Genomic DNA, 26,596 nt, shown 5'->3' with positions numbered 1-26,596 from the left:
TCACGTGCCTAACATGACCGCTGATGCCAGAACACATGAATCGCTACCTAGTGGTACCCGTTTCGTTCAATGGAAATCTTTCTACCACCGTCTGAAGAAGAACAAAGCGGCCTTATTCGGGGGGTATTTTCTCCTGCTGATGATTCTTGTCGCAATTTTCGGCCCCCTGCTCACCCAGTATGATCCGACCAAAGTGGATTATTCTACGAAACTGCTGAAGCCGTCCGCTGACCATTGGTTTGGTACGGACCACAACGGGCGAGATATTTTCACCAGGATTATCCACGGCATGCGTCTTACGCTCTCGGTCGGTTTTATCTCGGTCATCATCGGGGCAGCCTTTGGTGTCGTACTCGGAATCATATCCGGTTATTACGGAGGTAAATGGGATGCACTCATTATGAGAATGACCGATGTCATGCTGGCGTTTCCCGGCATTTTGCTGGCATTGGCGGTTGTCAGCGTTCTTGGAAAAAATCTGTTCAACGTGATTATCGCCGTCAGCATCTTCTCGATCCCCACCTTTGCGAGAGTCGTGCGCGGCTCGACGCTGGCCGTCCGCAAGCTCGAATATATTGATGCCATGCGTTCGCTGGGCGCGAGTGATGGACGAATCATCTTCGGGCATATTTTGCCGAATATCACATCCCCTATCATCGTGCAGGCTACGCTGCGGATCGCTGTTGCTATCCTGACCGCCAGCGGCTTGTCCTTCCTCGGTCTTGGCGCACAGCCGCCGACGCCGGAGTGGGGAGCCATGCTGAATGATGGGCGCAACTATATTATGGATCACCCCCATGTTGCCCTGTTCCCCGGCTTGTCGATCGTGTTCGTTGTTATCGCATTTAATCTGCTGGGTGACGGCTTGCGGGATGTCCTTGACCCGAAAATGAAAAAATAATGAAGGGAGCTGCCGGGCCATGCTCATCTATTCCATTCGAAGGCTAATTCAGACGATACCTGTTGTCATTGGTGTAACCATTGTCGTCTTCCTGCTGATGCACCTCATTCCGGGAGATGCGGCGCAGGTCATTATCGGGGAAGGGGCGCCCAAGGAGCAGGTGGAGAAGATCCGTGAGAACCTGGGATTAAACGATCCGCTGCCGCTTCAGTATTGGAATTACGTCAGTGGTTTACTGCAGGGAGATTTGGGAGATTCGATCCGCAGCAGCCGCCCCATCGCCGATGAAATATTCAAAAGCCGATTCTGGATCACCGTCGAGCTTGCCATATACTCTACGATCCTGGCTGTATTTCTCGGCATTCTGGCCGGCATCATCTCCGCCGTCAAAAAAAGCTCGCCCGCTGATATCGGCGTCATGTTCGTTGCCCTGTTCGGACTATCGATGCCGAATTTCTGGCTTGGGCTCATGCTGATCCAATATTTTGCCGTGGATCTAGGCTGGTTCCGTCCCTCCGGCTGGGGCACGTGGTCGCAAACCGTCCTTCCCGTGATCACGCTCGGGACAGGCGGCGCCGCGATCATTGCCAGAATGACCCGTTCCAGCATGCTGGAGGTCATCGGCCAGGATTACATCCGAACCGCTCAAGCCAAAGGCGTCCGAGAGCGTGTCATCATCTACCGACATGCCCTGAAAAATGCCATGATTCCCGTCATTACCGTCATCGGTCTGGAATTCGGCGGCCTGCTAGGCGGGGCGGTGCTGACCGAGTCCGTATTCGCCGTGAACGGCATGGGACGATACGTCATCGACTCGATCCGGGCAAGAGATTTCCCGGTCGTACAGGCAACCGTGCTTGTGCTCTCGATCATGTTCGTGCTTGTGAACCTGCTTGTGGACATCTCCTACCGATACTTCAACAAGCGCATTGATTTCGATTGATTGGTGAGTTTTAGCTGTGGGATTAGTGTGGTCAATAGTGTGAACTCTACATTGTGTGGCAAGCGTGTGGATTAGTATGATCTACAGTTTGGTTCAAGTGGACACACGATCCGCTATTTACCGAAGCCCGTGCGGACACACGATCCGCTATTCACCGAAAATCGAGCTATTTGGGAGCCAATCCGGACACACGATCCGTTAATGTACCCAAAATCACGATTTTAGCCAACTATTTCTCGCAATAGCGGATCTCATGTCCTCATACTTCCACTAACATGCAGAAAATAAAGTAATAGCGGAACTACAGTCCTCAAATATCGCTAATCATCACGAATCGAGCTGATTTTGAGCCCATGTGGACATACGATCACTATTTGCTTCAAGTCAGTCCTTTTAAAGTCCACGCGGACACAGATCTGCTACTTTACTGCAAAAACGAGCTGTTTGGGAATCACGCGGACACAGGATCCGCTATTTACCGAAAAATCGAGCTATTTGGGAGCCAATCCGGACACACGATCCGTTAATGTACCCGAAATCACGAATTTAGCCAACTATTTCTCGCAATAGCGGATCTCATGTCCTCGTACTTCCACTAACATGCAGAAAATAAAGTAATAGCGGAACTACAGTCCTCGTACATCACTAATCCAGACGAATCTAGCTGTTTGGGAGTACATGAAGACGGACGCACTCGATTTACTGAAAACAAGCTATTTTTGTGCCCATGCGGACGCAAGATCTGTAATTTACAGAAATCGAGCTGTTATTGAGACCTTACGTCAAAGAATTCACGGTTTGCTGCAAAACTGGCTTATTGGGAGTCACGCGGACACAGATCTGCTACTTTACTGCAAAAACGAGCTGTTTGGGAGTCACGCGGACACAGGATCCGCTATTTACCGAAAATCGAGCTATTTGGGAGCCAATCCGGACACATGATTCCAAGACCAATTGAAAGCGAAGGGAGCTTAGACAAGATGGAACAGCACACATCAAGTTTGCTTACGATCAAGAACCTGCAAACCTCTTTTTTCACAGAACTGGGCGAAGTGAAAGCTGTGGATGATATCAGCCTTACCGTACGCAAGGGGAAGACGCTCGGCATCGTGGGCGAATCCGGTTCAGGCAAAAGCATACTGTCCCTCTCCATCCTGCGGCTGATCTTTCATCCGGGACGAATCGTCGGTGGCCAAATCCTATATAACGGTGTGAATCTGCTCGAACAATCGGACCGGCAGATGCGCAAAATAAGGGGCAATCAGATCTCGATGATCTTCCAGGAGCCGATGACATCGCTCAATCCGGTCTTCACCGTCGGCGATCAGATCGCGGAGGCCTACCAAATCCATGAGAATCTGAGCAAAAAACAAGCGATGGACAAAGCCGTCGAGATGTTGAAACTGGTCGGCATTCCTTCCCCAGAAAAAAGAGTCCGACAGTACCCCTTCCAGCTGTCCGGCGGTATGCGCCAACGTGTCATGATTGCCATGGCGCTGGCGTGCAATCCGGATCTGCTCATTGCAGACGAGCCGACCACAGCGCTTGACGTGACCATTCAGGCTCAAATTTTGGAGCTGATGAAGGAGCTGCAGCGGAAGCTGCAGATGTCGATTATTTTTATCACCCATGATCTGGGCATCGTTGCGGAAACCTGCGATGAGGTAGCGGTCATGTACTGCGGAAAAGTGGTGGAGTATACCGATGTGCGCACCCTCTTCAAGCATCCGAAGCACCCCTACACCATCGGCCTGATGAACTCGCTGCCGCGGCATGATATCGATAAGGAAACGCTAGAGCCGATTAAAGGCTCTGTTCCAAGCCCATATGACCCACAGGACGGCTGTCGCTTCGCCCCCCGCTGTCCCCATGCAGCCAAGCTGTGCTATGACAAACTGCCGGAGCTTCATGCGCTGGATGATAACCAACAAGTCAGGTGCTGGAAATACACCGATCAATGGGAGCTGGAAAGCGAGGTGAACGTTCTGTCATGAGCAAAGAGTTGTTAACCGTCAAAAACCTCAAGCAGTATTTTCCGATCAAGGGCGGCATCCTGGGCCGTGCCGTCAACGTCGTAAAAGCTGTGGATGATATTTCATTCTCCGTACATGAGGGGGAAACTGTCAGTATCGTGGGCGAATCCGGCTGCGGCAAATCAACCACGGGCCGGGCCATCCTGAGGCTGGACGAACCAACCGCTGGAGAGGTGGTGTTCGAAGGCACCGATCTGCTTTCCCTAAATAAAGCGCAGATGAACCGAAGGCGTAAAGACCTGCAGATGATTTTTCAGGACCCCTATGCTTCGCTGAATCCTAGAAAAACAGCGCTGCAAGTCCTAGAAGAAGCGATGGACATTCAAAACGTCGTTCCCAAAAAGGACCGGCGGGGCCGGGCCATCGAACTTCTGGAAACGGTCGGCCTGGCCGCCTATCAAGCCAATCGGTACCCGCATGAATTCAGTGGCGGACAGCGGCAGCGGATCGGAATTGCTCGCGCCTTGTCCGTGAATCCCAAGCTGATCATCAGCGATGAAGCGGTCTCTGCGCTTGACGTGTCCATCCAGGCGCAAGTGCTCAATCTGATGAAATCACTGCAAACCGACTTCAAGCTGACCTATCTGTTTATCTCCCATGACCTTGGGGTCGTCCGGCATATTTCCGACCGGATTATCGTGATGTATCTGGGAACGATCGTGGAAATCGCGGATAAACATTCCCTCTTCCGGCACCCGCAGCATCCTTACACCCGCGCTCTGCTGTCGGCCATCCCGACGCTGGATCCCGAGCGTAAGAAGGAACGCATCATTCTCAAGGGAGATGTTCCGTCCCCGATCAACCCGCCTTCCGGCTGCCGGTTTCATACCCGCTGCATGTATGCCACGGATTTCTGCCGGTCCGAGGCCCCGTTGCTTCGGGAAGTCGATGAGCGCAGAGGCCATCAGACGGCCTGCCACTATATCGAAGAAATCGCATCCGGTGCGCTGGAGAAGGTGTAACTTATACGCCACCGAGCCGGATAACGACACCTCTCTATAAACGAGAAAAAAGCGAGAATCAAGCTCTCGCTTTTTCTTTTGCAAAACTTTATCCTGCTAACCGGAATTGAAAGATGATCTTCAGCCTCAACTAGGCCACCTTCATAGGAGCCGCTTCTCCCACCTCGCTTGGAATCATGTTTTTACGTCTGTAAATGGAGAGGAGCAGGCCGACTGCTGCCATGTCCAGGATTTGGTTCATCCCGCTGTAAGAGAAGAAGGGTGGATCCAATGTAACCCTTGGAAGAATGCCGAGCCCCATGAGTAGCGGCCATAGCAGCCGAAATCCAAAAACAACGATGAGTAATGCAGCGATATACTTCGCATAAGAATCCCTATGGACCGTAGAAATATTCCATATTCTAACGAGAAACAGCAGAATCAGTACGCCAACTACGATCCCGAACAACCAGCCGAAGCAATAGATGAGGTATGGAAACACGTTATCATAAAGGACATATGGGATCTTCGGTGTAGCTTGACCAAAACCTTGCCCAAACCAGCCTGCTGCTTGGATGGCATCTGCGTTATTCCCCATATACCACATTTCTTTGGCTGAAGGGTTCATAAATTCTCTCCACCGTAACAGTAAATGATCCGTCCGGGTGCAGAGGAAAATAGCTAATCCTGCAAATGGCAGCGTGGAAATCATAGCAAATTGTTTCAAGCTTTTACTTGTTCTCCATGTCAAAACCAGGAACCCGATCACATAGATGTAGGTGTATATAATAGAGCTACTTATGCTATAGAGAACCACAGGCAGTACTCCTCGATAGAGGATGTTCAATACCGCCTCCCACCGTCCCCATTGGCTGGCAGGCTTCATCCCTGCCAAAGCGAGCAGAAGCGGTATCAAGGAAAAAGTGATCATATTGACTCCAATGGGACCTATGTTGATATAGTCAGTTCTCCTATCGTGCAGTTGTCCATATACCAATGAAATGACCATTAGAATAACAATAAGGAAAAACACAGGGGCCGAGTATTTCTTTAGCTTTCGATAATCCAGAAAATAAAAACCTATCAGGAATAATACTCCGATTCCGAAGTAAAACAACTTCCTCTCGACTAGGCTAACGGAATACCTTTCATCCGCGTAATAAACACTCACCATGCCAACCAGTCCAATGATTAAGAACAGGGCCAGCATAACGAGCAGCTTCCAATCCAACTGAGGCCGATGAGCCAAATGCAGGCTTTTGCCGATATCCCCTGGATCCCCCATTTGTTTCACCGCTTCCTGCACGGCTGGCTCCTCCGCATTGCCCTCCAGCATCAGAAGCTCCGTCCGCTCCTCGATATGGCCGAGCAGCTCTTCGCGGATTTCCGGATGCATGGCTCTTGCGCGTACCTGCCTGCACACCCGGGTCAGGAAGTCTTGAACAACCTTGTATTCTTCAACCGGTCGCACGCTAGGTTCCCTCCCCGATGACCGTATCCACCGCCGTACGGAATTTGACCCACTCCTTGGTCTTCTCTTGGAGCTGCTCCCTGCCGCGCTCGGTAATCCGGTAATATTTCCGTTTGCGTCCATCATGCTGGCTCCAGGAGGAATCCAGCCAACCTTCCGCCTCCAGCGTGTGCAGAATCGGGTATAACGTGCCTTCCTTCATCAGGAACACCCCGTCCGAGCTTTGCTCAATCTCCTTAATCAGCTCGTACCCGTACATTTCCCGCTTGTTCAACACGGTAAGCAATAATATGACGGTGCTGCCTTTCAGCAGCTCTTTGTTAATGCCCATTCCTCTATCACTCCAATACCTAGATAATCTATGTATCGTAAATCTATGTATATGAGTATAAAATATGCGTCTCCACAATGCAACGAATGTTTTCGGATCATATAGCGATTCATGCATCTACCTTCTAATCAACAAATCGTAGCGCTCGTCGCACCTACCTTTCTATGAGAACAGCAGCGTAGCCTATAAACAGAAGCACAGCAGTCCCAGAGGAATCTCCCCTGATCGCTCGGAATATGCCGGAATCCACAGAAATTTGCCAGTACACCGAAAAGCCCGGCAGCTTCAGCCGCCAGGCTAATTTAACAACAATTCAGTTTTTCCTTTTCACGAATGGATAAACGCGCTTGAATTGTTCATGATTTCGCGTGGAACAACATGCCTCTGGGAAACGGCCGAATTCGTGAATATTAATTCGAAACATCACTTCAGCAGCTGCATGCTTTCAATAGCAACCCTTACCTGGATCTCACCACTCCTGTAACGTGCAACGCGAAATCCTCCGCATGTCGCCGCAGCTCTTCATCCGTCAGCTGCATGGCATTATGAACGGTAAATATCGGCAAGTAAATCGCGCCTACCAGGCTGGCCGTCACCTCATAGGGCCGGGTTAGCTCTTCCACCGTGTAGCGGTTGTATCCTTCGCTGCCGTAGGCCTCCGCGGCTCCGCCGGTCGTAACGGCTACGCCCCACTCTTTTCCCTGGAGCTTGTCTCCGCCCGGACCATACGCCCATCCGAAAGTTAGCACCTCGTCGAACCAATGCTTCAAAAGGGGCGGTGAACTGTACCACCAGAAAGGGAATTGAAACACGATGCGTTCATGCTGGAGCAGCAATTGATGCTCGGCCTCGATATCGATATGTCCATCCGGATAACGCTGATAGAGGTCATGCACCGTCACCTCATGATGATGTCTCACCGTCTCGGTTAGTTCGCGATTGATCCGTGATCCCTCATGCAGACCCGGATGTGCAACGATCACCAGTGTTCTCATGTATGATCCCCATCCTTTTTTGTCTCGTGTATGTATACAAAAGGTATCAAGCCCTGACAACGCCCGAATATGAGAAATGTCACAGGTAGCGTTATCGGTCTATGATACTGTATCAAGGAACATAGCGGGCGGAAAAAGTACGCCAAGGGAGGAGAATGAGAACGTGGCCCTTGTTATTCAAAATGTCAGACTGGCCCATCGCATATATCGACTTACCGTTCAAGGCAGCTATTCGGCACGAATGGGGCAGTTCTTCATGCTTCGCTGCTGGGATACCTATCCCGTGCTGTCACGACCGATCAGCGTTCATAACCTGACGGAGGACTCCGTTTCCTTCTTGTATCGCGTGCATGGAACAGGTACATGGCTGCTATCGGCGCTTCAAGCGGGTGACAAGATTCAGCTGGAAGGACCTTTCGGTCAGGGATTCCCCAAGCCCCAAGGCCGGACGGCACTGGTAGGAGGCGGCATTGGAGTAGCCCCGCTGCTGCTGGCAGCTAAGGAAATACCTGATGCCAGCGTATATCTGGGATACACCAGCGTCCCTTTCGGAGTCACCGGATTCCACGAAATAAGCCGCAATGTCACCGTCAAATCCGGCGGCACCATTGTAGATGCAGTGGACCCAAGCCGCTATGACACGATATTCGCATGCGGACCGGTTGGCATGATGCACAGTCTGGCCCAAAAAACGGAGAGTACTAACGCCAAGCTTCACGTCTCCATCGAGAAGCGAATGGGCTGCGGCATCGGGGCATGCAACAGCTGCACGTTAACCTCCGCTGGCGCAAGCCGCAAGGTATGCACCGATGGCCCCGTATTTCCGGCGAAGGAGGTGAACTGGAATGATCTCCATCGATTGTGAACTGGCGGGCGTCCCGCTGGCGAATCCGATTTTGGCGGCATCGGGCACGTTTGGATTCGGTAAACCGTATGCGGATCTGTATCCGCTTCGCAAGCTTGGAGGCATTGTCTCCAAAGGACTGACCCTGACTCCACGAATCGGCAATTCTGGAACAAGGCTTTATGAAACGCCATCCGGCATCATGAACAGCATTGGCCTTGAGAATCCGGGCATCCACGCTTTTCTGGAGCATGAATTATCCGAGATGACCTCACACGGGACTGCAGTCATCGTCAATCTTGGCGGCGGCACCATACGGGAATATACGGAAGGCGCCGAGCTGCTTACCGAAGCCAGCCTCAAGTTACGGTCATCCGGCAAACGAGCTGTCGACATGATTGAGCTCAACATCTCCTGCCCCAACATCAAGGAAGGCGGGCTGGCCTTCGGCGTTGAGAATGAGCAGGCTCAAGAGGTGGTTCGCGCAGTCCGGAAAGCGACCACGCTGCCTCTGCTCGTTAAACTCTCTCCCGGTGCAAGGGGTTTAAAGGAAATGGCCCGCATGTGTGAAGCGGAAGGCGCTGATGGTCTTTCGCTCATCAATACGATCCAGGCGATGGCGATTGATATACGGGAGCGACGAAGCGTATTTGACAGAGCCTACGCCGGGCTGTCCGGGCCGGCAATTAAACCGATCGCGCTCCGCATGGTCCATCAGGTGGCACGGTCGGTATCCATCCCGGTCGTTGGAATCGGCGGCATCAGCAGCGCCGAGGATATCCTCGAATTCATCATGGCAGGCGCCGCTGCTGTACAGATCGGGACCTACAATTTCATCAACTTGCGGGCCGGTGATACCCTGGCTGAAGAATTGATTGAATTGATGGAAAGCGAAGGCATCCATTCGCTGGATGACATTCGAGGCATTATCTGACCTATGATCCTTCATATAAGTCAACAGGATCACCTCGAACATGAAGCACCGACACTATTTGTGATTTTTTTCACCGATAACTATTCTTTTTAAGAATAAAATGAACTCAAGAACAATATTTGTGAAGTAATTCACAAAATCATAGGAGGAAATCAGAATGAAAAGGACACTCTCTCTATCCCTCTCCGTCATGTTGATGTTTGCACTGCTTGTCGGCTGCGGAGGCAACGGTGACAAAGAGCCGGTTAATACGGACAAACCAGCAGAGAGCCAAAACACGGATAACACAAGTAATGCGGAACAGCCTGCACAAGAAGGAACCCTGCAGGACGGCTTATATTACGCTGAAGGCGAGTTTGCCGAAGACTCCGGCTGGAAAGAACTCGTTGCGATTAAGGTCGAAGGCGGCAAGATCGTCAGCGCCAACTGGAACGGACTTCATAAGGACGGCGGCTTGGACAAGAAGACATTTTCCGAAAAAGGCTTCTACGGTATGAAGGAAAAAGGCGGCGCTCAAGCAGAATGGCATGAGCAGGCAGCTAAAATGGAGGAATATCTGGTGGCTCAGCAGTCGGTAGAAGGCTTGGCCTTAAACGACGAAGGCCGCACGGATGCGGTATCCGGGGTATCGATCCATGTCAACGGATTTACGGAACTGGCAGCAAAAGCGCTGGCAGCGGGACCTGTTGAAGCAGGACCATACAAAGACGGCAGCTATCACGCAGAAGCGGCTGATTTTGACGCTAAGTCCGGCTGGAAAGAAACCGTCGACGTTACCGTTATTAACGGAAAGATCGCCACGGTCAGCTGGAACGGCATTCATAAAGATGGCGGTACCGATAAAGTTACCCGTTCCAAATCCGGTGAATACGGCATGAAGAACGGCGGAGCTCAATCCGAATGGCATGAACAGGCTTACCAAGCCGAGCAGTATTTGATTGAAAAGCAAGATCCGCAAGCAATCGTAACGGCGGAAGATGGCAAAACCGATGCAATCTCCGGTGTGTCGATCCACGTCAACGGATTGGTAGAGCTGGCAACGAAAGCGCTCGAAGGCGCCAAATAAGAACAAGAGATATAAGACAACTATTCCTTGAGGGGAGATTCGCATGAAACAGATTATCGTGCTGGGCGGCGGATATGGCGGTATACTTACCGCCAAGAAGCTGGCTAAACGACTGCGCAAACAGAAAGATTTGCGGATAACACTCATAGACCGCAAGCCGTATCATACACTGCTGACTGAGCTGCATGAAGTGGCCGCGAATCGGGTCGAAGAAGATTCCATCAAAATCGATCTGAAAAAAGTGTTCTCCGGATTCCGTAATGTAGACGTGGTGCTGGATGAAATCGGCGGCATTGACTTTGACGGGCAAACACTCCGTGGAGAGAAACAAACCTATAACTATGATTATCTGGTCATCGGAACAGGCAGCAAGCCAACCTTCTTCGGCATACCGGGCGCAGATCAACACGCCTTTACCTTATGGTCGTATGATGATGCGGTCCGCTTGAAGGAACATACCCTGAATATGTTCCGAAAAGCAGTACTGGAGCGCGACCCGCAGGTCCGCAAAGAAATGCTGACCTTTGTCGTGGTCGGCGGTGGATTCACCGGGGTCGAAATGATCGGCGAGTTGGCCGAATTCACTCAACAATTATGCAAAGAGTTCTACGTCGATCCAAGCGAGGTTACACTTCATGTCGCCGACATGGTCGACAAGATCCTGCCGATCCTGCCCGAACCGTTAATCCGCAAAGCCGAGAAACGGCTGCGCAAAATGGATGTCAATATCATCACAGGCTCGAAGATTACAGAAGTTAAACCGGACGGCGTTACCGTCGGCGGCAATGACATCAAATCCCGTACGGTTATCTGGACCGCGGGGGTTGAGGGTTCCGACGTAGTTGGCAATATGGATGTCGAGCAAAAAGGCCGCAAGCGTATTTTGACCAACGACAAGCTTCAAGTTCCTGCCCATCCGAACGTTTATGTCGTCGGGGACAATATTTTCTACATTCCTGAGGGCGCGGCTGCACCCGTACCTCAAATGGTAGAAAATGCGGAACTCGCAGCCCCAGTCATCGCACATAACATTGTGGCTGAACTATTGAACAAACCGATGAAATCCTACAAACCGACGTTCCACGGAACGATGGTCTGTATCGGCAGCCGCTACGGAGTAGCTAACGTGGGTGTTCCTGGCCACATGTTCAGGCTCAGCGGCTTCATGGCTATGCTGGTCAAACATATGATCAATATGCTCTATCTGTTCCAGGTTTGCGGCTTCAACAAGGTATACCATTACCTGCTGCATGAATTCTTCCATGTTCGGAACAATCGCAGCTTCGTGGGGGGACATTTTGCCAAACGGTCTCCGAATTTCTGGCTCGTTCCGCTGCGGATTTTTGCCGGATGGATGTGGCTCTCTCAGGGATGGGATAAAATCCACAAGATTATTGAGGATCCGAATAAGGTGTTCCTTATTCCTGCCAAAGCAGCCGATGGCGTAAGCGCAGCGTCTGCTGCCGGCGCCGATGCTGCCGGAGCAGCCGGAGCTGGAGCGGCTGACGCGGTCTCCGCCGCCTCCGCTTATACCGCAGAAGCGGTATCCGCCCTGCCGGTTCCGGGTTTTATGAAATCCATTGTCGATTGGTCGATGGACCTGATGTTTTACACCGGCGACGGCGGCTATACTTCGCTCGCCTATGTGTTTCAGACCTCGATGGTCCTGGCTGAGCTGATCGTCGGCATCCTGCTGATCGTCGGATTGTTCACGGCACCTGCAGCCGTAGCTAGCGTTGCCATGGGCGCGATGGTTTGGGTATCAGGTATGGCACCTAACGAAATGCTGTGGTATCTGGCAGCTGGGATCGCCTTAATCGGCGGATCGGGCAGCACGTTCGGACTTGACTACTATGTATATCCTTGGCTGAAGAAGGTATGGAAACGAATTCCGATCGTAAGGCGATGGTACGTGTATACGGACTAATCCTTCACCATTCGAGAGAATCGGCTTGTCTTATCATGCTTGCCGATTCGGTTCATAGGCCGTTCTGCCGTCATTCACACTCTTAATCAACACGAGCCTTCCGGAAGGAGTCAATAACGATGGATATGAAGCTATTACAGGATACGATCGACCTGCTTCGGTCGCATATCGATTCCGGAACGGATATCGATTGGATGGAGATGGATAACAGGCCGGTGAGGGACATTGCCGATATGCTAAACGCTTATGAACTGGCCTATTCCCGGAAAATGACGGTGCTGGCATGCTGCATCCTGATTCATTCCGCTCTAAGTAAGCACGGCAAGCTGCAGGCACAGGACAACGAGAGATTGACGCGCATGCTGCTGGACGGCGATTATTTAACCGGGCTTATGTACCGGATTGCCGTCAAACGGAAGGAATGGAAGCTGCTGTCCCGGCTTCTCCCCTTTCATAAACGCATGCAGCTGAATCTAATGAAGAACGTTTCACCCGAAATCCTGCTTAAAGAGCTAAAGCGCGAAATCCGCAGCTATCTGGAGCAACGGAGCGCGTAAGGAGCCATCTGGGAAAGGAGCGATGATGCAAATGAACATTCATAACCAAATGGGAGTGGATCTCGCTTCCTTCGACAATCTGCTCCGGGAGGTGGTCACCTCAGACCGTGACCTCACTCCTCCCTCTGTTGTGCTGAGCAGCGTCATAGATCTCATTGACGCCGGCGGCAAGCGGCTGCGTCCGCTCATGGTCGTGCTCGGCAGCCGTTTCGGGGAAAGCGGGCATGATCCAGCCGTAATGAAAACCGCCGTGCTGCTTGAATATTTACACATGGCCTCGCTGGTACACGATGACATCATCGATCAATCCGATATGCGGCGAGGGCTACCGACCCTGCATGAAACCACGGATGTCCAGACGGCCGTGCATATCGGCAATTACATGATTGCCCGTGCCATCGAATGGGCCGCAGGTAATCCGAATGACGAGTCAGACAGGAGTAGTGATGGCGTCTCCGAAGAGGATGCTTACCGGTTAGCCGAACTTGCGGCTCTGGTAACCGAGCTCTGTATGGGAGAATACGATCAGCTGCACCACCGCTTTAACTATGAACTGACGCTGGAGCAGTATTTAGAGAAAACGCGCTGCAAAACCGCCCTGCTGATGGCCCACTGCCTGAAAGCGGGCGCGGAAGCAGCCAAAGCGGATGCGAGAACCGCTGAACGGCTGTTTCAATTCGGGGAGTCGCTCGGCATGGCATTTCAAATCCGGGATGACCTGCTCGATTTCACGAAGCCCAAGGAGGCCATCGGCAAGCCGGCTGGCGCAGACCTCCGAAACGGCAACATTACGCTGCCGGTGATTTACGCACTCAACGATCCAGCCCTTGCACCTGGAATCAGACAGCTTGGCCCCCACTCTGTGGCGGCTGACATGGATGAAGTCATCCACCGCATTGCCGCAAGCAGCGCCATTGACCAAAGCGAGGCGCTTGCCCGATCGTATGCGGAACAGGCTCAGCGAATGATCGGCGACTTTACGGATCATCCGGCCCAGCATGATTTGCAGGTCCTGCTCCATTATTTTCTGCCCTAAAGACATGAATCCATATACTCAAAATGAACAGGGATGCATCCATGATGGATGCATCCCTGTTCGATTATGAAAGGATATTGCAGAACATGTCCTGTATGCGGAAAAGCTTGCAGGCCGATCTGACAGAAAAAGCGGCTACCTGCTGAATCCCGATACGCCTCTTTCGCATATGTCCAGCATGAAGGGAATCCGGCAGTCCGTGGATCAGGCCTACCAGGGGATCGAGCCGACGAATACGCCGATGCCGATGCATTAATGCGGATGACAGAAAACATCGTTCCTTCACGGCAACGGTGTTTTCTTATAGTTTCATTCTCTACAAGCTGTATTGTGAAACCCACAAAAAAAGATAGGCCAAATATCCAATTCACATATTTAATTGCCATATTATAACTTTACGTTTGACATGATTCTCATCTATGATTTGACTGGGTAAATCATCCGTGGATGATATACATAAAGATACGGATCAGCGACAAGATTCAAATGTAGAGGAGACTAATCGAAGAGTGATCAGAAAATACCTAAGCTTTCTTACACTAGCACTGCTGTTTCTTTTGTTTACCCATGAGGAGACCGAGGCCTCAAACCAAAAAGTGAGCTTGACCCTCCCAAACGGGGCAACCTATTACGGAGAAATGAAGAATAACAAACCCCACGGTAAAGGCACCATGAGATGGGGACCTTCCAAAGTGTACAGCGGCGATTGGTACAATGGACAAAGATCCGGCACAGGCAAATACATATCGGACAGGCTTCCAGAGGATATGAAAATCGTATATGAGGGTGAATGGAAGGGCGACCGGCCCGATGGAACCGGGGTTCGCAAGGAGAGCAACCCTATCTGGGTGAATTCTCAAAACTATTAACAGACATTGGAAACGAATCAGAGCCAACAAGCTGCAGCAACTCGTCCACAAGTGTTTGTGAGGCGTTCCCTATAAAATTCGAGTAAAATAACCGCAATCAGTCCTCAAGGATTGACTGCGGTTTTCATTTCCTTCAAGCCCCAAACTACAGCAGCGCGGCTGCGGCCACAGGTAGCAGGAACAATGCAACAAACAGCGTGTCCGCCCGCTTCCATACAGAGGCCCTGAACCTGCTTCGCGGCGCACCCAGCCGGTAGCCTCTGGCTTCCATGGAATCGGCAAGCCCGATGGCGCGCCGGAACGCGCCTGTCGTTACAGGCACCAGCAGGGCAATGATCAGCCGCGCCTTCTCCTTCAGCGACCGCGACGACAGGTCCAGTCCCCTGGACTGCTGTGCCTTCCACAGCCGCTCCGCTTCTTCGAAAATGGTCGGAATAAACCGGAGGGCAATGCCGAGCATCAGCACCAGCCGATCAGTCGGCACGCCGATATAGGTCAGGGGCCGCAGAAGGCTGCCGAGCCCCTGGGCCAGCTGCTCTGGCTGGGTCGTGAAGGTCAGCACCGCCGCCAACATGATGAAGAGTGCCATCCGTGATGCGGACACGATGCCTTTTTCCAATCCGCCGGTATACACCTTGAACGCGCCCACATCCAGCAGTTTCCCGCCTCCCGCGTCATAGAGAAGATGAAATACCAGGATGAACAATATTAGGAACATCAGCGGCTTCATGGCTCTAATGAAATAACGGTACGGGATTCTCGTAGCCCGGATCACCGCCGCAGTGAACAGCAGCAGCGCGAGCACCCCCATATATCCGTCTACCAGGAACACGGCTACCATAAAGAGCGGCATGGCAGCCGTCTTGGCACGCGGATCCAGACGGTGAACCCATGAATCACCTTCCATATATCGGCCCAGGATGATTTTTCGCTTCATCCATGCTTCCTCCTTTCGCCTCTGTTTCACTCTGCCCTATATTTCAAGCTGGCTTGCGTACCAATCCGCCAGCGCCGCCGCATCCGGTGGCATCTCCGGAGGCTGTACTCCAAGCTGAGCTGCCAGCTTGCCCGCCATCCGCACGGACGACGGAGCCATCAGTCCCGCCTGCTCCAGCACCTCCTGCCGGTGTACCAACTCTTTGGCAGTTCCTTGAAATACGACGCTGCCATCTTTGATTACAACGAACTCGTCCGCGTAGGCCACGACTTCTTCCAGCCGGTGGGTGACGATGAGAACCGTCTTGCCTTGGGTCCTCGTTAATCCATGCAGCCGCCCCATCAAATCCTCACGGCTGGCAGGGTCGAGGGAGGCCGTAGGCTCATCCAAAGCCAAAATGTCGGGGTCAGCCGCCAATACGGCAGCCACGGCCGCTTTTCGCATCTGGCCCGAGCTTAACTTGAATGGACTCTGCGCCAGCAGCTCCTCGTCTAATCCGACGAAGGAAGCCGCTCTGCGGACCGCCTCGGCAGCTTCGGCTGGACTACTCCGCCCGAAGTTAAGCGGCCCGAACAGCAGATCTTTCTCCACCGTCTCTTCAAACAGCTGCTGCTCCGGGTATTGGAACACCAGGCCGACGCGCTGCCGCAGACCGGCAGGGACTTTCTTGCTGTCACCCGATTCAAGGCGGAAATCCAATATGCGAATCAAGCCCTCATCTGCCCGTATCAATCCGTTCATATGCTGGAGAAGCGTTGATTTTCCCGAACCCGGCGCACCGAGGACGGCAATCATTCCGCCTTCCTCCAGCTCCAGATTAAGACCGTCGAGTCCAAGAATAGGGCTCATCCCCCGGTCCCGGTAGCGGTAAGAAACCTCTTCGAATGATATGACCATAACGCCTCCAGCACCTCCTTCTCCCTAACCAGCTCACCGATATCAATCCCCCGCGCCTTCAGCTCCCTGCATAGCTGGAGGGCAAAAGGAACCTTTAGCCTGCAACGCTGGAGCAGCTCTTCCTGCAGCAGCAGCTCCCTTGGACTTCCGTCTGCCGTGACCATTCCGCCATCCAACACGATCATCCGGTCTGCTTCGGCCATCTCCTCTACGTCATGGGTGATGGAGATGATGGTATATCGGCCTTCGGCATGCATGGTTCGCATGAAACCCAGCAGCTCATTCTTAGCCTTCTCATCCAGCATGGAAGCTGCCTCGTCCAAGACAATGATAGAAGGCTCCATCGCCAGCACGGCAGCAATGGCAGCGCGCTGCTTCTGTCCACCGGACAAAGTAGCCGGATGGCGGTGGAGCAGATGGACGATATCCAGCCGCTCCGCATAGGTCCGAATCCGCTGCAGCATCTCTTCCCGGCTCAGACACAGATTTTCCAGGCCAAACGCAATATCATCCTCTACGGTGAGGCCAACAAACTGATCGTCAGGATTAGCAAACACCATGCCAATATGACGGCGAATTTCACCCAGCGTACGGCCGTTCAATTCCAGCCCATCAATAAGAATCCGTCCCCGACTCATGAGGAGAAGTCCGTTTAACAGGCGAATCAGCGTGGACTTGCCTGCCCCGTTCCTTCCGGCGATGCATACCCATTGCCCATGGGGGATCGCCAGCGAGACGTCTTTGAGCACGTTCGTACAGCCCTGTCCGTAATATACATGCTTGAGTTGGACCGCGTGCTCTGACTTATCGGTTATGTCCACCATGCCTAACGCCTCCTCCTTAACTTTCCGTGTGAAACATGCCAAACGGATCGATACGTCGCAGGGATTCGATCAGATGTTTTGCAGCCCATCCCACAAAGATCCCCGTCACGACACCCGCCCCGAGCAAAAATGGCAAGTAATAATAAATTTTGGTTGTTCCCAATACCAGCGAAGCTGCCGTTAATTGGCCAATATTATGAGCAATGCCACCTGCGATGCTCACGCCGGTTAAACTGAAATTATGGCCCCCGAGCCTAAGCATGACATACATCACCAAAAAACTCGCCAGCGCGCCGAACATACTGAACAGAAAGGTCGAAAAGCTTCCCAGTATAAAGGCAGTCAGCAATGTCTTTAAAACAATAAGCCACAGGGCATCTCTGCCCCCTAGGCAGACTAGACAGGTCAGCACCAAAATATTGCCAAGTCCCAGCTTGGCACCGGGTATCGTGACCGCAAATGGAATCAGGGCTTCCACAATGCCAAGCACCACCGATAAGGAAGCGCAGATGGCGATTACGACCAGCTTGCGGAGCGCATGGGGATCAGGAGACAACGGCATCCGGCTCACTTCCTTCAACTTGATCTCCAGTCACTTCTACAAACACCCGATTGGGCAAACATACTATGGTGCCATGAACATCGTGAACGTGACCGAACCCAATGCAGAGCTGATCCGGACAATCCGACTCCACCATCTCGATCCCCTCGCGGGAGACCCTCAAGAGGTTATATCCCCGTTCTGTCCGGATTTCTATATCTCGGGGCTCTTCCGTAAGCGCCACCGTATCATAATGCTTTCCATTCACCTCGATCATGGCATAGTTTCCCTGCGCCGCTCCGTCTTCTCCCATAAACTTGGATATTCCAAACCAGGCGACAACCGCTATCAGCACGAGCGCTATTCCAATATCTCCGCGTTTCATCAGCATCTCTCCACTTCGCTTTGCTTATCTTCATTATCAGGGCTGCATCAAGTGCCAGAAATGATTTTTCTCACATTCAGCAAGGGAAGGGTCTGATACGCTGAAATCATCGGAACTCGATTGAGAACAGCACCAGAACTGAAAAGAGGAGGCACTGTCATGTATAGGAAGCTTCTTTCCTACAGCAGCCTGTTGATCATGCTCACCCTGTTGATGACGGGATCGATTGGCTGCACAACCACAGCAGATCAGAAGGTAGCCGCCAGCAACGAACCGGCAACCGAACGTTACTTTATATTCGATACCATTGTAAGTCTCCGCGTTTACGATGAACGGATGACGTCCCAGCATTTCGATGAGGTAGGCGCACTGCTGGATCGGATCGACCAACGCATGAACCGGCAGCTGGCGGACAGCGAGATTGATCGGGTCAATCAAGCGGCGGGCAAGTCCGAAGTGAGCGTATCCGAGGAAACCTTCAAGGTTGTCCAAACCGCCATCGATTATGCGGCGGCTTCCGGCGGACATTTCGAACCGACCGTAGGCCCGCTTGTAGACCTCTGGGGCATTGGCGGTGAACACCCCGCTGTGCCGGAAGAGGATGAGCTGGATGCTGCCATGAAGCGAATGAACTACAAGGATGTCATTTTGAATCCTGCATCCCATGCCATTCTGCTGAAGAAAGAAGGAATGTCGCTGGATCTGGGGGCCATCGCCAAAGGATATGCAGCGGACGTCATCGCGGATTATTTGCAGCAGCAGGATTTTCATTCGGCCATCATCGACCTTGGGGGCAATATCCTTGCCATGGGCTCGAAACCGAACGGTTCACCGTGGAATATCGGCATCCAGGATCCCGGAGAAAAGCGTGGGCAGCATCTGGGAACACTGAAGGTCGTCAATAAGACAATCGTAACCTCCGGCGTGTACGAGCGCTTCTTCGAAGCAGAAGGGAAGGTGTATCACCATATTCTGAGCCCCTTCACCGGTTATCCGGTCGATAATGACCTGCTCAGCGTAACGATTGTGACCGACACGTCCATGGACGCCGACGCCATGTCAACTTCCGTCTTCTCGCTTGGACTAACGGAAGGACGGCAGTTCGTCGAGAGCCGCGACGATGCCGAAGCCATTTTTGTCACCACCGATCATCAAATCTATCTCACCTCAGGTCTGACCCATGCATTTAAGCTGACCAATGACGATTATCAGCTTGCCGAATAAACTTATGGAAGGAGAAGATCGTATGAAACAGAATCGAGCTGCAAGGTCCGAAACATGGAATGGAGGGTTGTTTCCAGCGGGTACTTCCTCTGTCTATTCACAACCGCATCTCGCTCTGATCCGGGAGATGGCTGAGCCTGTCCGTTTGTTTGCCGGCGATTATCTATACCAGGAGAATGATCCTGCGGATCGGCTGTACTTTGTAAACCGTGGAAGCTTGAAGGTATCCAAGCTGCTGGAAGACGGATTGTCGGCCACCTTATCGCTTCACATCCCCGGCGATCTGTTCGGTGAACCCGATCCGTTCGGACGAGCCGTTCATCAATTCGAAGCCAAAGCCTTGGAGGATAGTGAGGTCGGAATTGTGCCGCAGGCCGAACTGGATAAAGTCATCCGCACCAACGGGGACTTTGCCGTGGAATATATGGGCTGGATGGCACTCATGCAGCGCACCGCGCAGAGCAAATTACGCGACCTGCTGCTGCATGGTAAATCCGGGGCTCTTTGCTCACTGCTGCTGCGACTGTACAATATGTACGGAACGAGTGGGACAATCAAGGATGGACGATCTATCATTGGCAAGCGGATTACGAATTTGGAAATGGCGGAGATGATTGGCTCCACCCGTGAAAGCGTTAACCGGATATTGAACGAGCTTAAGGATCAAGGCGTGATTTCTACCGAACGGGGACGCATCGTTCTTAATGATCCCGACTATTTACGGAATATTTGCCACTGCGAGGACTGCCCCAAAGAGATTTGCAGAATGTAACGGACGAAAGAAAACAGAAACCTCTCAAGAAGAAACGGAGGCACTTAAGCATCCCTTTCATCGGAGAGGTTTCATAAATCCTTCGTTCTATTCCGTGTTCATTTCTTTCAGCTTTTAAGTTGCTGGCATTCTAACAGCTCTTTCAAACAGCCATCTGGAAAGCTGATCAAAGACCTCCTCTTCCCGATCAACCATTTTATATATTTTCTTCCCTCCCGTTAGAACATAACCTTTTTGATTGATATCCAAAAAATAATCATCTATTTCTCCGTCACGATCACGGTAAAAAATAATGAATGCAAACGTTGGCCCCCCATCATTTCTTATGTTTCTGCTAAAAAACGATCTCGTATACGAAACGGAGTCTAAAATGCTCATCAATTGATTAAGCTCTTCATTTTGGTCTTCGAATTCGAAATTCCCACATGAAAACTGCACTAATTCTCGGTGTATTACGGCTCCGTTTTGCACGCTATGATGGAATTGGTCTAACTGGCTTAAGAGAAGCATGAACTTATCGCATGTATAACTGAGAGCGTTTCCATTCCAACTATGCATAGAAATGAGGTTTTGCTCCATGAAATATCCATTCCAGAATCCGGATCTTCCGCTGGAAGAACGGGTTAATGATCTTGTATCCCGATTTACCTTTGACGAAAAAATCGAATTAATGTGCCAATACCAGGCGGAAATCCCCCGCCTCGGCGTGCAAAAATATAAGCATGGCACCGAAGGTGCTCACGGCGTGGCATGGCTTGGCGAAGCGACCGTATTTCCGCAAAATACCGGGCTTGCGTGTACCTGGAATCCCGAGCTGATGCGGGAGATCGGATCGGTCATCGCAGACGAAGCCCGCGTCTATTACCAGCGCGACCGGGCCATCAACGGACTGACCATCTGGGCACCCACGGTGGATCTGGAACGCGACCCACGATGGGGACGCACGGAAGAAGCCTACGGGGAAGACCCGCACCTGACCGGGGAACTCTCCACCGGGCTTGTGAAGGGCATGCAGGGAGACCATCCCTTCTACTACAAAACGGTAGCTACCCTGAAGCACTTCTACGCCAATAACAACGAAGTTGACCGCGGCAGCGCCTCGGTAAGCATCGATCCGAGAAACAAACGCGAGTATTATCTGAAGGCTTTCGAGGCACCGTTCCGGGAAGGGAAAGCCGGTTCCATGATGACCGCGTATAACGGCATCAACGGCACGCCGTGCAACCTGAACCATGAAGTGAACGACATCGTCAAACAGGAATGGGGCATGGACGGATTCGTGGTAGGGGACGCGGGTGACGTTCTGGGCACTGTCATGGACCATCAATATGTATCCTCCTATGCAGAGGCCGTTGCCGGCTCCGTTAAAGCCGGAATCGACAGCATCACCGACGACCAGGACATCTCCTTCCGCGCACTCCGCGACGCATTGGAGCAGGGATTATTGGAAGAGCAGGATCTCGATCACGCCCTCCGCAACTCCTTCCGTGTCCGGTTCCGTCTCGGCGAATTCGATCCGGAAGAACGGAATCCGTACAGCCATGTGCCGGAGACGAAGCTCTGCGCGCCCGAGCATGCCGAGTTATCTCTTCGAGCCGCCCGGGAATCGATCGTCCTCCTGAAAAACGATGGATTACTGCCCTTTAAGCGTGATCAGTTGAAGTCCGCTGCTGTCATCGGTCCCCTGGCTAACGAAGCATTTACGGATTGGTACAGCGGTACGCCTCCATACCGTATAACGCCGCTTCAGGGCGTGCAGGAGAAAATGGGGGAACGTAGCGTCCATTTTCATACGGGATTAGACCAGGTGCGTCTTCGTTCTGCTGTTAGCGGCAAATATATCGCATTATCTTCGGAAGAGAATGGCGGGCTGTTTGCAAGCATCGCTGAGCCCTCCGGAGCGGTGGTGTTCGAGCGGAACGACTGGGGGTGGGGCTCCGTGACGCTTCGGCTCGCCAGCAGCGGCAAATTCGTAACTGAAACCGAGACGGGACTGCAAGCAACGGCCGACGAGGCTCGCGGCTGGTTCGTGAAAGAGGCTTTCAGCTTCGAGGTGTTACCGGATGGAAGCTTTGTAATGAACAATTGGGAGGGAAAACCGATCCTGCTGGATGAGCACGGACGGCTTGTGGTAGGCAGCAGCGAAGATGCGGGAACGCCAATGGCCATCGAGACGGTTCAGGACGGCATCGCTGAAGCCGTCGCGGCGGCAGCATCGGCTGAAACCGCCATAGTCTTCGTGGGAAACAGTCCGTTCATTAACGGCAAAGAAACGATCGACCGTCCCGACATCACCCTCCCGCCTGCTCAGCAAGGCTTAATTCAGGCGGTCTATGAAGCCAATCCCAATACGGTGGTTGTCATCGTAGGCGGATATCCGTTCGCCGTGAACTGGGAACAGGAGCATGTGCCATCCATCCTCTTTACGTCTCATGCCGGACAGGAGCTGGGTCATGCGGTTGCCGACGTTCTGTACGGAGATTTCAATCCGGGCGGTCGCTTAAATATGACGTGGTATAAGTCAATCGAACAGCTTCTAGACCTCATGGATTACGACATTATCAAAGGGAAACGGACCTATCAATATTTCGACGGGGATGTGCTGTACCCGTTCGGTCATGGTCTCAGCTATTCCCGCTTCCAATACAGCGGTCTATCGCTAAGCCAGTCGGAAATTACCGCCGATGGTAGCGTAACTGTCAACGTTACCGTGAGGAATGAAGGCCCGTTGGCCGGAGATGAGGTGGTTCAGCTGTATGTGAAGGCTGATTCCTCCCGCATCATTCGCCCTTCCAAAACGTTGAAAGGCTTCCGTCGCATCCATCTGGCCCCGGGAGCTTCGAAAACGGTAAGCTTTGAGCTCAAAGCGGAGGATCTGGCGTTCTGGGATGTCACCCGGGATCGCTACTGCGTTGAAAAGGGGAGCTATACGCTCATGGCTGGTTCGTCCTCCAGCCAATTGCCGGAAACCGCAATCCTTCAAGTCGAAGGTGAGGCGATCCCTCCACGCACCTTACGTGAGCCTGTTCGAGCGGTGAATTATGACGACTACCAAGGTGTCTTCCTGGATAAATGCAGTGAAGACGGCGAAAGCATCCGTTTAAACGGCGAAACGGGATGGATCGCTTTCCATGACGTAGCTCTCGGCGACGCTTCGGTAACGTTCGAAGCCAGGGTGAGCGGACATATCAAGGGCGGCGATATCCTCATTACGACCGGCAGCCCGGATGGCCCTGCAGCCGGAAGCTGCAAGGTTCTGCCGACCGGAGGACGCCAAGCCTGGACGACAGTCCAGGCCAAACTGACGGGATTAACAGGACGGGCTAACGTATTCTTCATCATAAAAGGTGAAGTGCAAATCAGCTGGTTCCGTATAGCTTAAGCCAAAACGATAACCCTCTATAAGCGTGACGATGTATTACGCATTCCGCTTAGGGCCGGAAAATAACATATAAAACGTTATAAATGACAAAGAAACCCTCTGGATGAACATGAATGCTGCCCGGAACGGCGCTTCTGCCAAGAAGCGCCCATCTTATTCGGTCTTTCGTTCTCCACCTTTGAAGGGTTTCTTTCTTTTTTCCGTTGGGACATGTCACAATTCTGAACGGCCAACTGTCATATGGGTGAACATCAAAAATCATACCAAAAAGGGGAACTGAATATGGAACTGCGAATGAATTACAGATCGGCCAATCCCGAAGCTTTCAAAACCCTGCTTGCCCTGGAGCAAGCGGCCCAAAAAAGCGGCCTCGATCACAAGCTGTACGAGATCATTAAGCTCCGGGCATCCCAGATCAACGGCTGCTCCTTCTGCGTGGATATGCATTCCAAGGATCTGCTCTCCATGGACGAAAGCATGGACCGCCTCCTCCTTCTGCCGATGTGGCGGGAAGTCCCGATTTATTCGGACGAGGAACGGGCCGTCATCGAATTGACGGAGTGCGTGACCAAGCTGTCCGAGGCCGGCGTTCCGGCCGAGGTATACGAACGCGTCCGCAAGCATTTTGACGAGAAGCAATTCGTCGATCTGGTCATGGCGATCACAACGATTAATGCCTGGAACCGGATCGGTGTCGCTACAGGTCTGTTCCCGGGCTGTTTTGATTAAATAGCTGCAATTTATCTGGATTCACCACAAGAAAAATCTGACGGATGCGGGATAAGTCGGGTTCCCACTCTACCGTCAGCACCATGGAGACCCGGCCGTCCCGCTTTAGCAATAAGCCGGGCTCTCCGTTTACGGTGACAGGTTCAAACCCTTCCCGAAACGAGCCTTTGGCAGATAACCCCTCAAAGAAAGCACGTACCCTTTCTACGCCTAATATCGGATTGATGGCTGCCCTCGCTTTGCCGCCCCCATCCGATAGCAGCGTAACCTCTTCCTTCAGAAATGACAGCAGCGGCTTGAAATTCCCCATATCGGACGCCCGCAGGAATGCTTCAACGAAGCGTTCCTGCGTTTCTGTCCGGGTCCCTTCTCCTATTGACCTCTCCGAATGATGATCCATTTTCCGCTTGGCTCGGCTGAAGGTCTTGCGACAGCTGATCTCCGTCTTTCCAAGCATCTCCGCTATGACCTGATATTCAAGCCCCAGCGTATCCTTGGCGATATAAATGGCACGTTCCAGCGGCGTTAACCGTTGAAGCAGCACCAGATAGGCATAACCTATCGTTTCGCGGCGCTCCGCAGGATCGGACCGCGTCAGCATGTCATAGTCCGGTATCGGCTCCGGGAGCCAGGGACCGGTATACGTTTCGCGCTGGCGTCTGGACGATTTCAACAGGTTGATGCAGCGATTCGTTGTCATTTTGGCCAAATATGCCTTCTCGTTCAGTACTTCTCCCCGATCCATCTGCACGAATTGGGAAAAAACATCCTGCACAATGTCCTCCGCATCCGCCACACTCCCCAGCATCCGATAGGCCAGGCCGAACATCATCGGCTTGTATTCGGTATAGATTTGCTCCAATAACATCAGGCACACCTTCTTATTCTGTATATTCTCTAGCATGAAAGCTACACCACTTATAAGACAAACGGGATATACCACCTGTGACATCATGAAGACGTTATTCTCTACTCTACCCCATATGCCAAGATTTCCGTAAGGGTCAGTTGAAAGGAGAATTCCAGGGTCAGTGGACATTAAATTCGTTATCCAATGTGTAGATTATGTCAACGTTCGATAAATCTATCGACATTTGGGTAATTTTTAAATAACATATGGAATGGCCTAACTACTGCGATAAAAGGTTTAAGAGATTAGAAAGTAGGTAAAACATGAAAAAGTCCACCCCTTTACGTCGCGTCGAACTCGGTTATTTTCTGCTGATTGCTCTCGCCATGGTCCAGCAGTTGTTCATATTCTGGAACATCTATGTAAACCAAAGATTTACTTTCACGGAATTGTTGTTCAGTATCGGTACACTGGCTGCCTTATTGATCGGCTTTTTTCTTCCGGTAGGCGTTTCGACGGTCACGGTGTTTGTGTATTCGGTCACTTATTTCGTATGGTTGTCCACTCTGGCCCCGGTCAATGCACTCACACTCTCCTGGATTCTGCTGCTGCCCGCCAATACCGCCATTGCTATCTTCATCAAGCTAGCTCTGGTGCGAAGCCGAAGGTTCATAAGGCGTCTCGAGCAATTGAGGAAAACCAACCCGGATATCGACATCGACACCTCTCTTGGCAGCAAGGATGCTTTCGAAGATACGCTGGTGAAACAAGCCAATCTGGCCAATCGGTATTCGGATCAGTACAGCTTCTGCATCATGATGTTTAAGCTCGATTTTCTCCCTCTAACCAGGGAGTCTGTCGGATCACACCGTTTTGCCAAGCTGATTATGGAACTGTCGAGCACGATTCAAAATCAGATTCGTTATGAGGACTATAAATTCTCCATTGGAGAAGGACGCTTTATCATTCTGTGCCCGCTCACCAAGCCGGAATATCTCAAAAGTCTTATGGAACGCATCAAAGTTGCTATGATGAACGTCCCCTTCCGTGACAAGAAAGGCATGTCCCTCAAGCTTGTGGTCCGCGCCGGCGGCCTCGTATTTCAGAAGGAGCAATTTAGCCGATACGAAAATATTGATGACGTCATCTCTGCATTAGAACGAAATACCGAAACCGACCTCATCGGGGAATATATTTAATGAAGTTA

At 52.0% G+C, this 26,596-nt stretch carries 26 protein-coding genes; 16 read left to right on the top strand and 10 right to left on the bottom strand.

Annotation, left to right across the window (positions count from 1 at the left end):
- Positions 1–4 precede the first annotated feature (4 nt).
- From nikC to MKY48_RS02305, 4 genes are all read left to right on the top strand, one after another.
- Positions 5–901, top strand: a complete 897-nt coding sequence (gene nikC, locus MKY48_RS02320; protein WP_339292196.1) for a nickel transporter permease — start codon at positions 5–7, stop codon at positions 899–901.
- Positions 902–920: 19 nt separating this feature from the next.
- Positions 921–1,844 (top strand): ABC transporter permease, encoded by a 924-nt coding sequence (locus MKY48_RS02315; protein ID WP_339269737.1) that lies wholly within the window; start codon positions 921–923, stop codon positions 1,842–1,844.
- A gap of 980 nt (positions 1,845–2,824) precedes the next feature.
- The gene (locus MKY48_RS02310) at positions 2,825–3,838 is read left to right on the top strand and encodes an ABC transporter ATP-binding protein (RefSeq protein ID WP_339292195.1); all 1,014 of its coding nucleotides are present in this window, start codon (positions 2,825–2,827) and stop codon (positions 3,836–3,838) included.
- The gene (locus MKY48_RS02305) at positions 3,835–4,839 is read left to right on the top strand and encodes a dipeptide ABC transporter ATP-binding protein (RefSeq protein ID WP_339292194.1); all 1,005 of its coding nucleotides are present in this window, start codon (positions 3,835–3,837) and stop codon (positions 4,837–4,839) included. The genes MKY48_RS02310 and MKY48_RS02305 overlap by 4 nt, the downstream gene beginning before the upstream one ends.
- Before the next feature lie 130 nt (positions 4,840–4,969).
- On the opposite strand, the gene MKY48_RS02300 is transcribed toward MKY48_RS02305, so the two are convergent.
- From MKY48_RS02300 to MKY48_RS02290, 3 genes are all read right to left on the bottom strand, one after another.
- On the bottom strand, positions 4,970–6,289 hold the full coding sequence (locus MKY48_RS02300; RefSeq protein WP_339292193.1) for an FtsW/RodA/SpoVE family cell cycle protein: 1,320 nt from the start codon (positions 6,287–6,289) through the stop codon (positions 4,970–4,972).
- Position 6,290: 1 nt separating this feature from the next.
- Positions 6,291–6,620: a helix-turn-helix transcriptional regulator gene (locus MKY48_RS02295; protein ID WP_339292192.1), complete on the bottom strand. Its 330-nt coding sequence runs from the start codon at positions 6,618–6,620 to the stop codon at positions 6,291–6,293.
- A 458-nt stretch (positions 6,621–7,078) separates the two neighbouring features.
- Positions 7,079–7,615, bottom strand: coding sequence for an NAD(P)H-dependent oxidoreductase (locus tag MKY48_RS02290; RefSeq protein ID WP_339292191.1), 537 nt, complete (start codon positions 7,613–7,615; stop codon positions 7,079–7,081).
- 163 nt (positions 7,616–7,778) lie between these two features.
- Between MKY48_RS02290 and MKY48_RS02285 the strand changes: the two genes are divergently transcribed.
- From MKY48_RS02285 to MKY48_RS02255, 7 genes are all read left to right on the top strand, one after another.
- Positions 7,779–8,480: a dihydroorotate dehydrogenase electron transfer subunit gene (locus MKY48_RS02285; protein ID WP_339269724.1), complete on the top strand. Its 702-nt coding sequence runs from the start codon at positions 7,779–7,781 to the stop codon at positions 8,478–8,480.
- Positions 8,461–9,393 carry a dihydroorotate dehydrogenase gene (locus tag MKY48_RS02280; RefSeq protein WP_339292190.1) on the top strand — a complete coding sequence of 311 codons (933 nt, stop codon included), beginning with the start codon at positions 8,461–8,463 and terminating at the stop codon, positions 9,391–9,393. The genes MKY48_RS02285 and MKY48_RS02280 overlap by 20 nt, the downstream gene beginning before the upstream one ends.
- 157 nt (positions 9,394–9,550) lie before the next feature.
- Complete coding sequence (locus tag MKY48_RS02275; protein ID WP_339269722.1) at positions 9,551–10,459, top strand: FMN-binding protein; 909 nt, start codon at positions 9,551–9,553, stop codon at positions 10,457–10,459.
- A 43-nt stretch (positions 10,460–10,502) separates the two neighbouring features.
- Positions 10,503–12,386, top strand: coding sequence for an FAD-dependent oxidoreductase (locus MKY48_RS02270; protein ID WP_076322467.1), 1,884 nt, complete (start codon positions 10,503–10,505; stop codon positions 12,384–12,386).
- Positions 12,387–12,505: 119 nt separating this feature from the next.
- Complete coding sequence (locus MKY48_RS02265) at positions 12,506–12,943, top strand: hypothetical protein (protein ID WP_098741555.1); 438 nt, start codon at positions 12,506–12,508, stop codon at positions 12,941–12,943.
- A 31-nt stretch (positions 12,944–12,974) separates the two neighbouring features.
- Positions 12,975–13,979, top strand: a complete 1,005-nt coding sequence (locus MKY48_RS02260; protein ID WP_339292189.1) for a polyprenyl synthetase family protein — start codon at positions 12,975–12,977, stop codon at positions 13,977–13,979.
- A gap of 509 nt (positions 13,980–14,488) precedes the next feature.
- The gene (locus MKY48_RS02255) at positions 14,489–14,848 is read left to right on the top strand and encodes a hypothetical protein (protein WP_339292188.1); all 360 of its coding nucleotides are present in this window, start codon (positions 14,489–14,491) and stop codon (positions 14,846–14,848) included.
- Between the two features lie 145 nt (positions 14,849–14,993).
- Here MKY48_RS02255 and MKY48_RS02250 read toward each other — a convergent pair whose 3' ends face one another.
- From MKY48_RS02250 to MKY48_RS02230, 5 genes are read right to left on the bottom strand one after another with little or no spacing between them, the layout of a single operon-like run.
- The gene (locus MKY48_RS02250; RefSeq protein WP_076322470.1) at positions 14,994–15,785 is read right to left on the bottom strand and encodes an energy-coupling factor transporter transmembrane protein EcfT; all 792 of its coding nucleotides are present in this window, start codon (positions 15,783–15,785) and stop codon (positions 14,994–14,996) included.
- Between the two features lie 36 nt (positions 15,786–15,821).
- Positions 15,822–16,682 (bottom strand): ATP-binding cassette domain-containing protein, encoded by an 861-nt coding sequence (locus MKY48_RS02245; protein WP_339292187.1) that lies wholly within the window; start codon positions 16,680–16,682, stop codon positions 15,822–15,824.
- The gene (locus tag MKY48_RS02240) at positions 16,631–17,506 is read right to left on the bottom strand and encodes an energy-coupling factor transporter ATPase (protein WP_076322472.1); all 876 of its coding nucleotides are present in this window, start codon (positions 17,504–17,506) and stop codon (positions 16,631–16,633) included. The genes MKY48_RS02245 and MKY48_RS02240 overlap by 52 nt, the downstream gene beginning before the upstream one ends.
- Before the next feature lie 16 nt (positions 17,507–17,522).
- Positions 17,523–18,068: a Gx transporter family protein gene (locus MKY48_RS02235; RefSeq protein WP_098741549.1), complete on the bottom strand. Its 546-nt coding sequence runs from the start codon at positions 18,066–18,068 to the stop codon at positions 17,523–17,525.
- Positions 18,052–18,432, bottom strand: coding sequence for a NusG domain II-containing protein (locus MKY48_RS02230; RefSeq protein ID WP_127593981.1), 381 nt, complete (start codon positions 18,430–18,432; stop codon positions 18,052–18,054). Before MKY48_RS02230 ends, MKY48_RS02235 begins: the two co-directional genes overlap by 17 nt.
- 159 nt (positions 18,433–18,591) lie before the next feature.
- Between MKY48_RS02230 and MKY48_RS02225 the strand changes: the two genes are divergently transcribed.
- Positions 18,592–19,656, top strand: a complete 1,065-nt coding sequence (locus MKY48_RS02225; RefSeq protein ID WP_076322475.1) for an FAD:protein FMN transferase — start codon at positions 18,592–18,594, stop codon at positions 19,654–19,656.
- Positions 19,657–19,678: 22 nt separating this feature from the next.
- Positions 19,679–20,428, top strand: a complete 750-nt coding sequence (locus MKY48_RS02220; RefSeq protein ID WP_339292186.1) for a Crp/Fnr family transcriptional regulator — start codon at positions 19,679–19,681, stop codon at positions 20,426–20,428.
- Between the two features lie 114 nt (positions 20,429–20,542).
- On the opposite strand, the gene MKY48_RS02215 is transcribed toward MKY48_RS02220, so the two are convergent.
- Positions 20,543–21,007 carry a hypothetical protein gene (locus tag MKY48_RS02215; RefSeq protein ID WP_339292185.1) on the bottom strand — a complete coding sequence of 155 codons (465 nt, stop codon included), beginning with the start codon at positions 21,005–21,007 and terminating at the stop codon, positions 20,543–20,545.
- On the opposite strand from MKY48_RS02215, the gene MKY48_RS02210 reads away from it, so the two are divergent.
- Both MKY48_RS02210 and MKY48_RS02205 read left to right on the top strand, forming a co-directional pair.
- Positions 21,006–23,810 carry a glycoside hydrolase family 3 C-terminal domain-containing protein gene (locus MKY48_RS02210; protein ID WP_339292184.1) on the top strand — a complete coding sequence of 935 codons (2,805 nt, stop codon included), beginning with the start codon at positions 21,006–21,008 and terminating at the stop codon, positions 23,808–23,810. The two genes, MKY48_RS02215 and MKY48_RS02210, sit on opposite strands and share 2 nt — an antisense overlap.
- 282 nt (positions 23,811–24,092) lie before the next feature.
- Positions 24,093–24,539, top strand: a complete 447-nt coding sequence (locus tag MKY48_RS02205; RefSeq protein WP_339292183.1) for a carboxymuconolactone decarboxylase family protein — start codon at positions 24,093–24,095, stop codon at positions 24,537–24,539.
- On the opposite strand, the gene MKY48_RS02200 is transcribed toward MKY48_RS02205, so the two are convergent.
- Positions 24,508–25,407, bottom strand: coding sequence for a sigma-70 family RNA polymerase sigma factor (locus tag MKY48_RS02200; protein ID WP_339292182.1), 900 nt, complete (start codon positions 25,405–25,407; stop codon positions 24,508–24,510). The two genes, MKY48_RS02205 and MKY48_RS02200, sit on opposite strands and share 32 nt — an antisense overlap.
- 305 nt (positions 25,408–25,712) lie before the next feature.
- Between MKY48_RS02200 and MKY48_RS02195 the strand changes: the two genes are divergently transcribed.
- Positions 25,713–26,588 (top strand): GGDEF domain-containing protein, encoded by an 876-nt coding sequence (locus MKY48_RS02195; protein ID WP_339292181.1) that lies wholly within the window; start codon positions 25,713–25,715, stop codon positions 26,586–26,588.
- The last annotated feature ends 8 nt before the right edge of the window (positions 26,589–26,596 follow it).

It is taken from the genome of Paenibacillus sp. FSL W8-0187, from assembly GCF_037969755.1.
Classification (GTDB): Bacteria; Bacillota; Bacilli; order Paenibacillales; family Paenibacillaceae; genus Paenibacillus_AQ.
The sequence above is the reverse complement of the archived record's forward strand: the minus strand, read 5'-3'. Positions and strand labels throughout refer to the sequence as shown.

Coding starts and splice junctions, on each gene's coding strand:
- MKY48_RS02315 (WP_339269737.1), top strand. CDS start 921: ATGCTCATCTATTCCATTCGAAGGCTAATTCAGACGATACCTGTTGTC.
- MKY48_RS02310 (WP_339292195.1), top strand. CDS start 2,825: ATGGAACAGCACACATCAAGTTTGCTTACGATCAAGAACCTGCAAACC.
- MKY48_RS02305 (WP_339292194.1), top strand. CDS start 3,835: ATGAGCAAAGAGTTGTTAACCGTCAAAAACCTCAAGCAGTATTTTCCG.
- MKY48_RS02295 (WP_339292192.1), bottom strand. CDS start 6,620: ATGGGCATTAACAAAGAGCTGCTGAAAGGCAGCACCGTCATATTATTG.
- MKY48_RS02290 (WP_339292191.1), bottom strand. CDS start 7,615: ATGAGAACACTGGTGATCGTTGCACATCCGGGTCTGCATGAGGGATCA.
- MKY48_RS02280 (WP_339292190.1), top strand. CDS start 8,461: ATGATCTCCATCGATTGTGAACTGGCGGGCGTCCCGCTGGCGAATCCG.
- MKY48_RS02275 (WP_339269722.1), top strand. CDS start 9,551: ATGAAAAGGACACTCTCTCTATCCCTCTCCGTCATGTTGATGTTTGCA.
- MKY48_RS02270 (WP_076322467.1), top strand. CDS start 10,503: ATGAAACAGATTATCGTGCTGGGCGGCGGATATGGCGGTATACTTACC.
- MKY48_RS02265 (WP_098741555.1), top strand. CDS start 12,506: ATGGATATGAAGCTATTACAGGATACGATCGACCTGCTTCGGTCGCAT.
- MKY48_RS02260 (WP_339292189.1), top strand. CDS start 12,975: ATGAACATTCATAACCAAATGGGAGTGGATCTCGCTTCCTTCGACAAT.
- MKY48_RS02250 (WP_076322470.1), bottom strand. CDS start 15,785: ATGAAGCGAAAAATCATCCTGGGCCGATATATGGAAGGTGATTCATGG.
- MKY48_RS02245 (WP_339292187.1), bottom strand. CDS start 16,682: ATGGTCATATCATTCGAAGAGGTTTCTTACCGCTACCGGGACCGGGGG.
- MKY48_RS02240 (WP_076322472.1), bottom strand. CDS start 17,506: ATGGTGGACATAACCGATAAGTCAGAGCACGCGGTCCAACTCAAGCAT.
- MKY48_RS02235 (WP_098741549.1), bottom strand. CDS start 18,068: ATGCCGTTGTCTCCTGATCCCCATGCGCTCCGCAAGCTGGTCGTAATC.
- MKY48_RS02230 (WP_127593981.1), bottom strand. CDS start 18,432: ATGAAACGCGGAGATATTGGAATAGCGCTCGTGCTGATAGCGGTTGTC.
- MKY48_RS02225 (WP_076322475.1), top strand. CDS start 18,592: ATGTATAGGAAGCTTCTTTCCTACAGCAGCCTGTTGATCATGCTCACC.
- MKY48_RS02220 (WP_339292186.1), top strand. CDS start 19,679: ATGAAACAGAATCGAGCTGCAAGGTCCGAAACATGGAATGGAGGGTTG.
- MKY48_RS02210 (WP_339292184.1), top strand. CDS start 21,006: ATGAAATATCCATTCCAGAATCCGGATCTTCCGCTGGAAGAACGGGTT.
- MKY48_RS02215 (WP_339292185.1), bottom strand. CDS start 21,007: ATGGAGCAAAACCTCATTTCTATGCATAGTTGGAATGGAAACGCTCTC.
- MKY48_RS02205 (WP_339292183.1), top strand. CDS start 24,093: ATGGAACTGCGAATGAATTACAGATCGGCCAATCCCGAAGCTTTCAAA.
- MKY48_RS02200 (WP_339292182.1), bottom strand. CDS start 25,407: ATGTTATTGGAGCAAATCTATACCGAATACAAGCCGATGATGTTCGGC.
- MKY48_RS02195 (WP_339292181.1), top strand. CDS start 25,713: ATGAAAAAGTCCACCCCTTTACGTCGCGTCGAACTCGGTTATTTTCTG.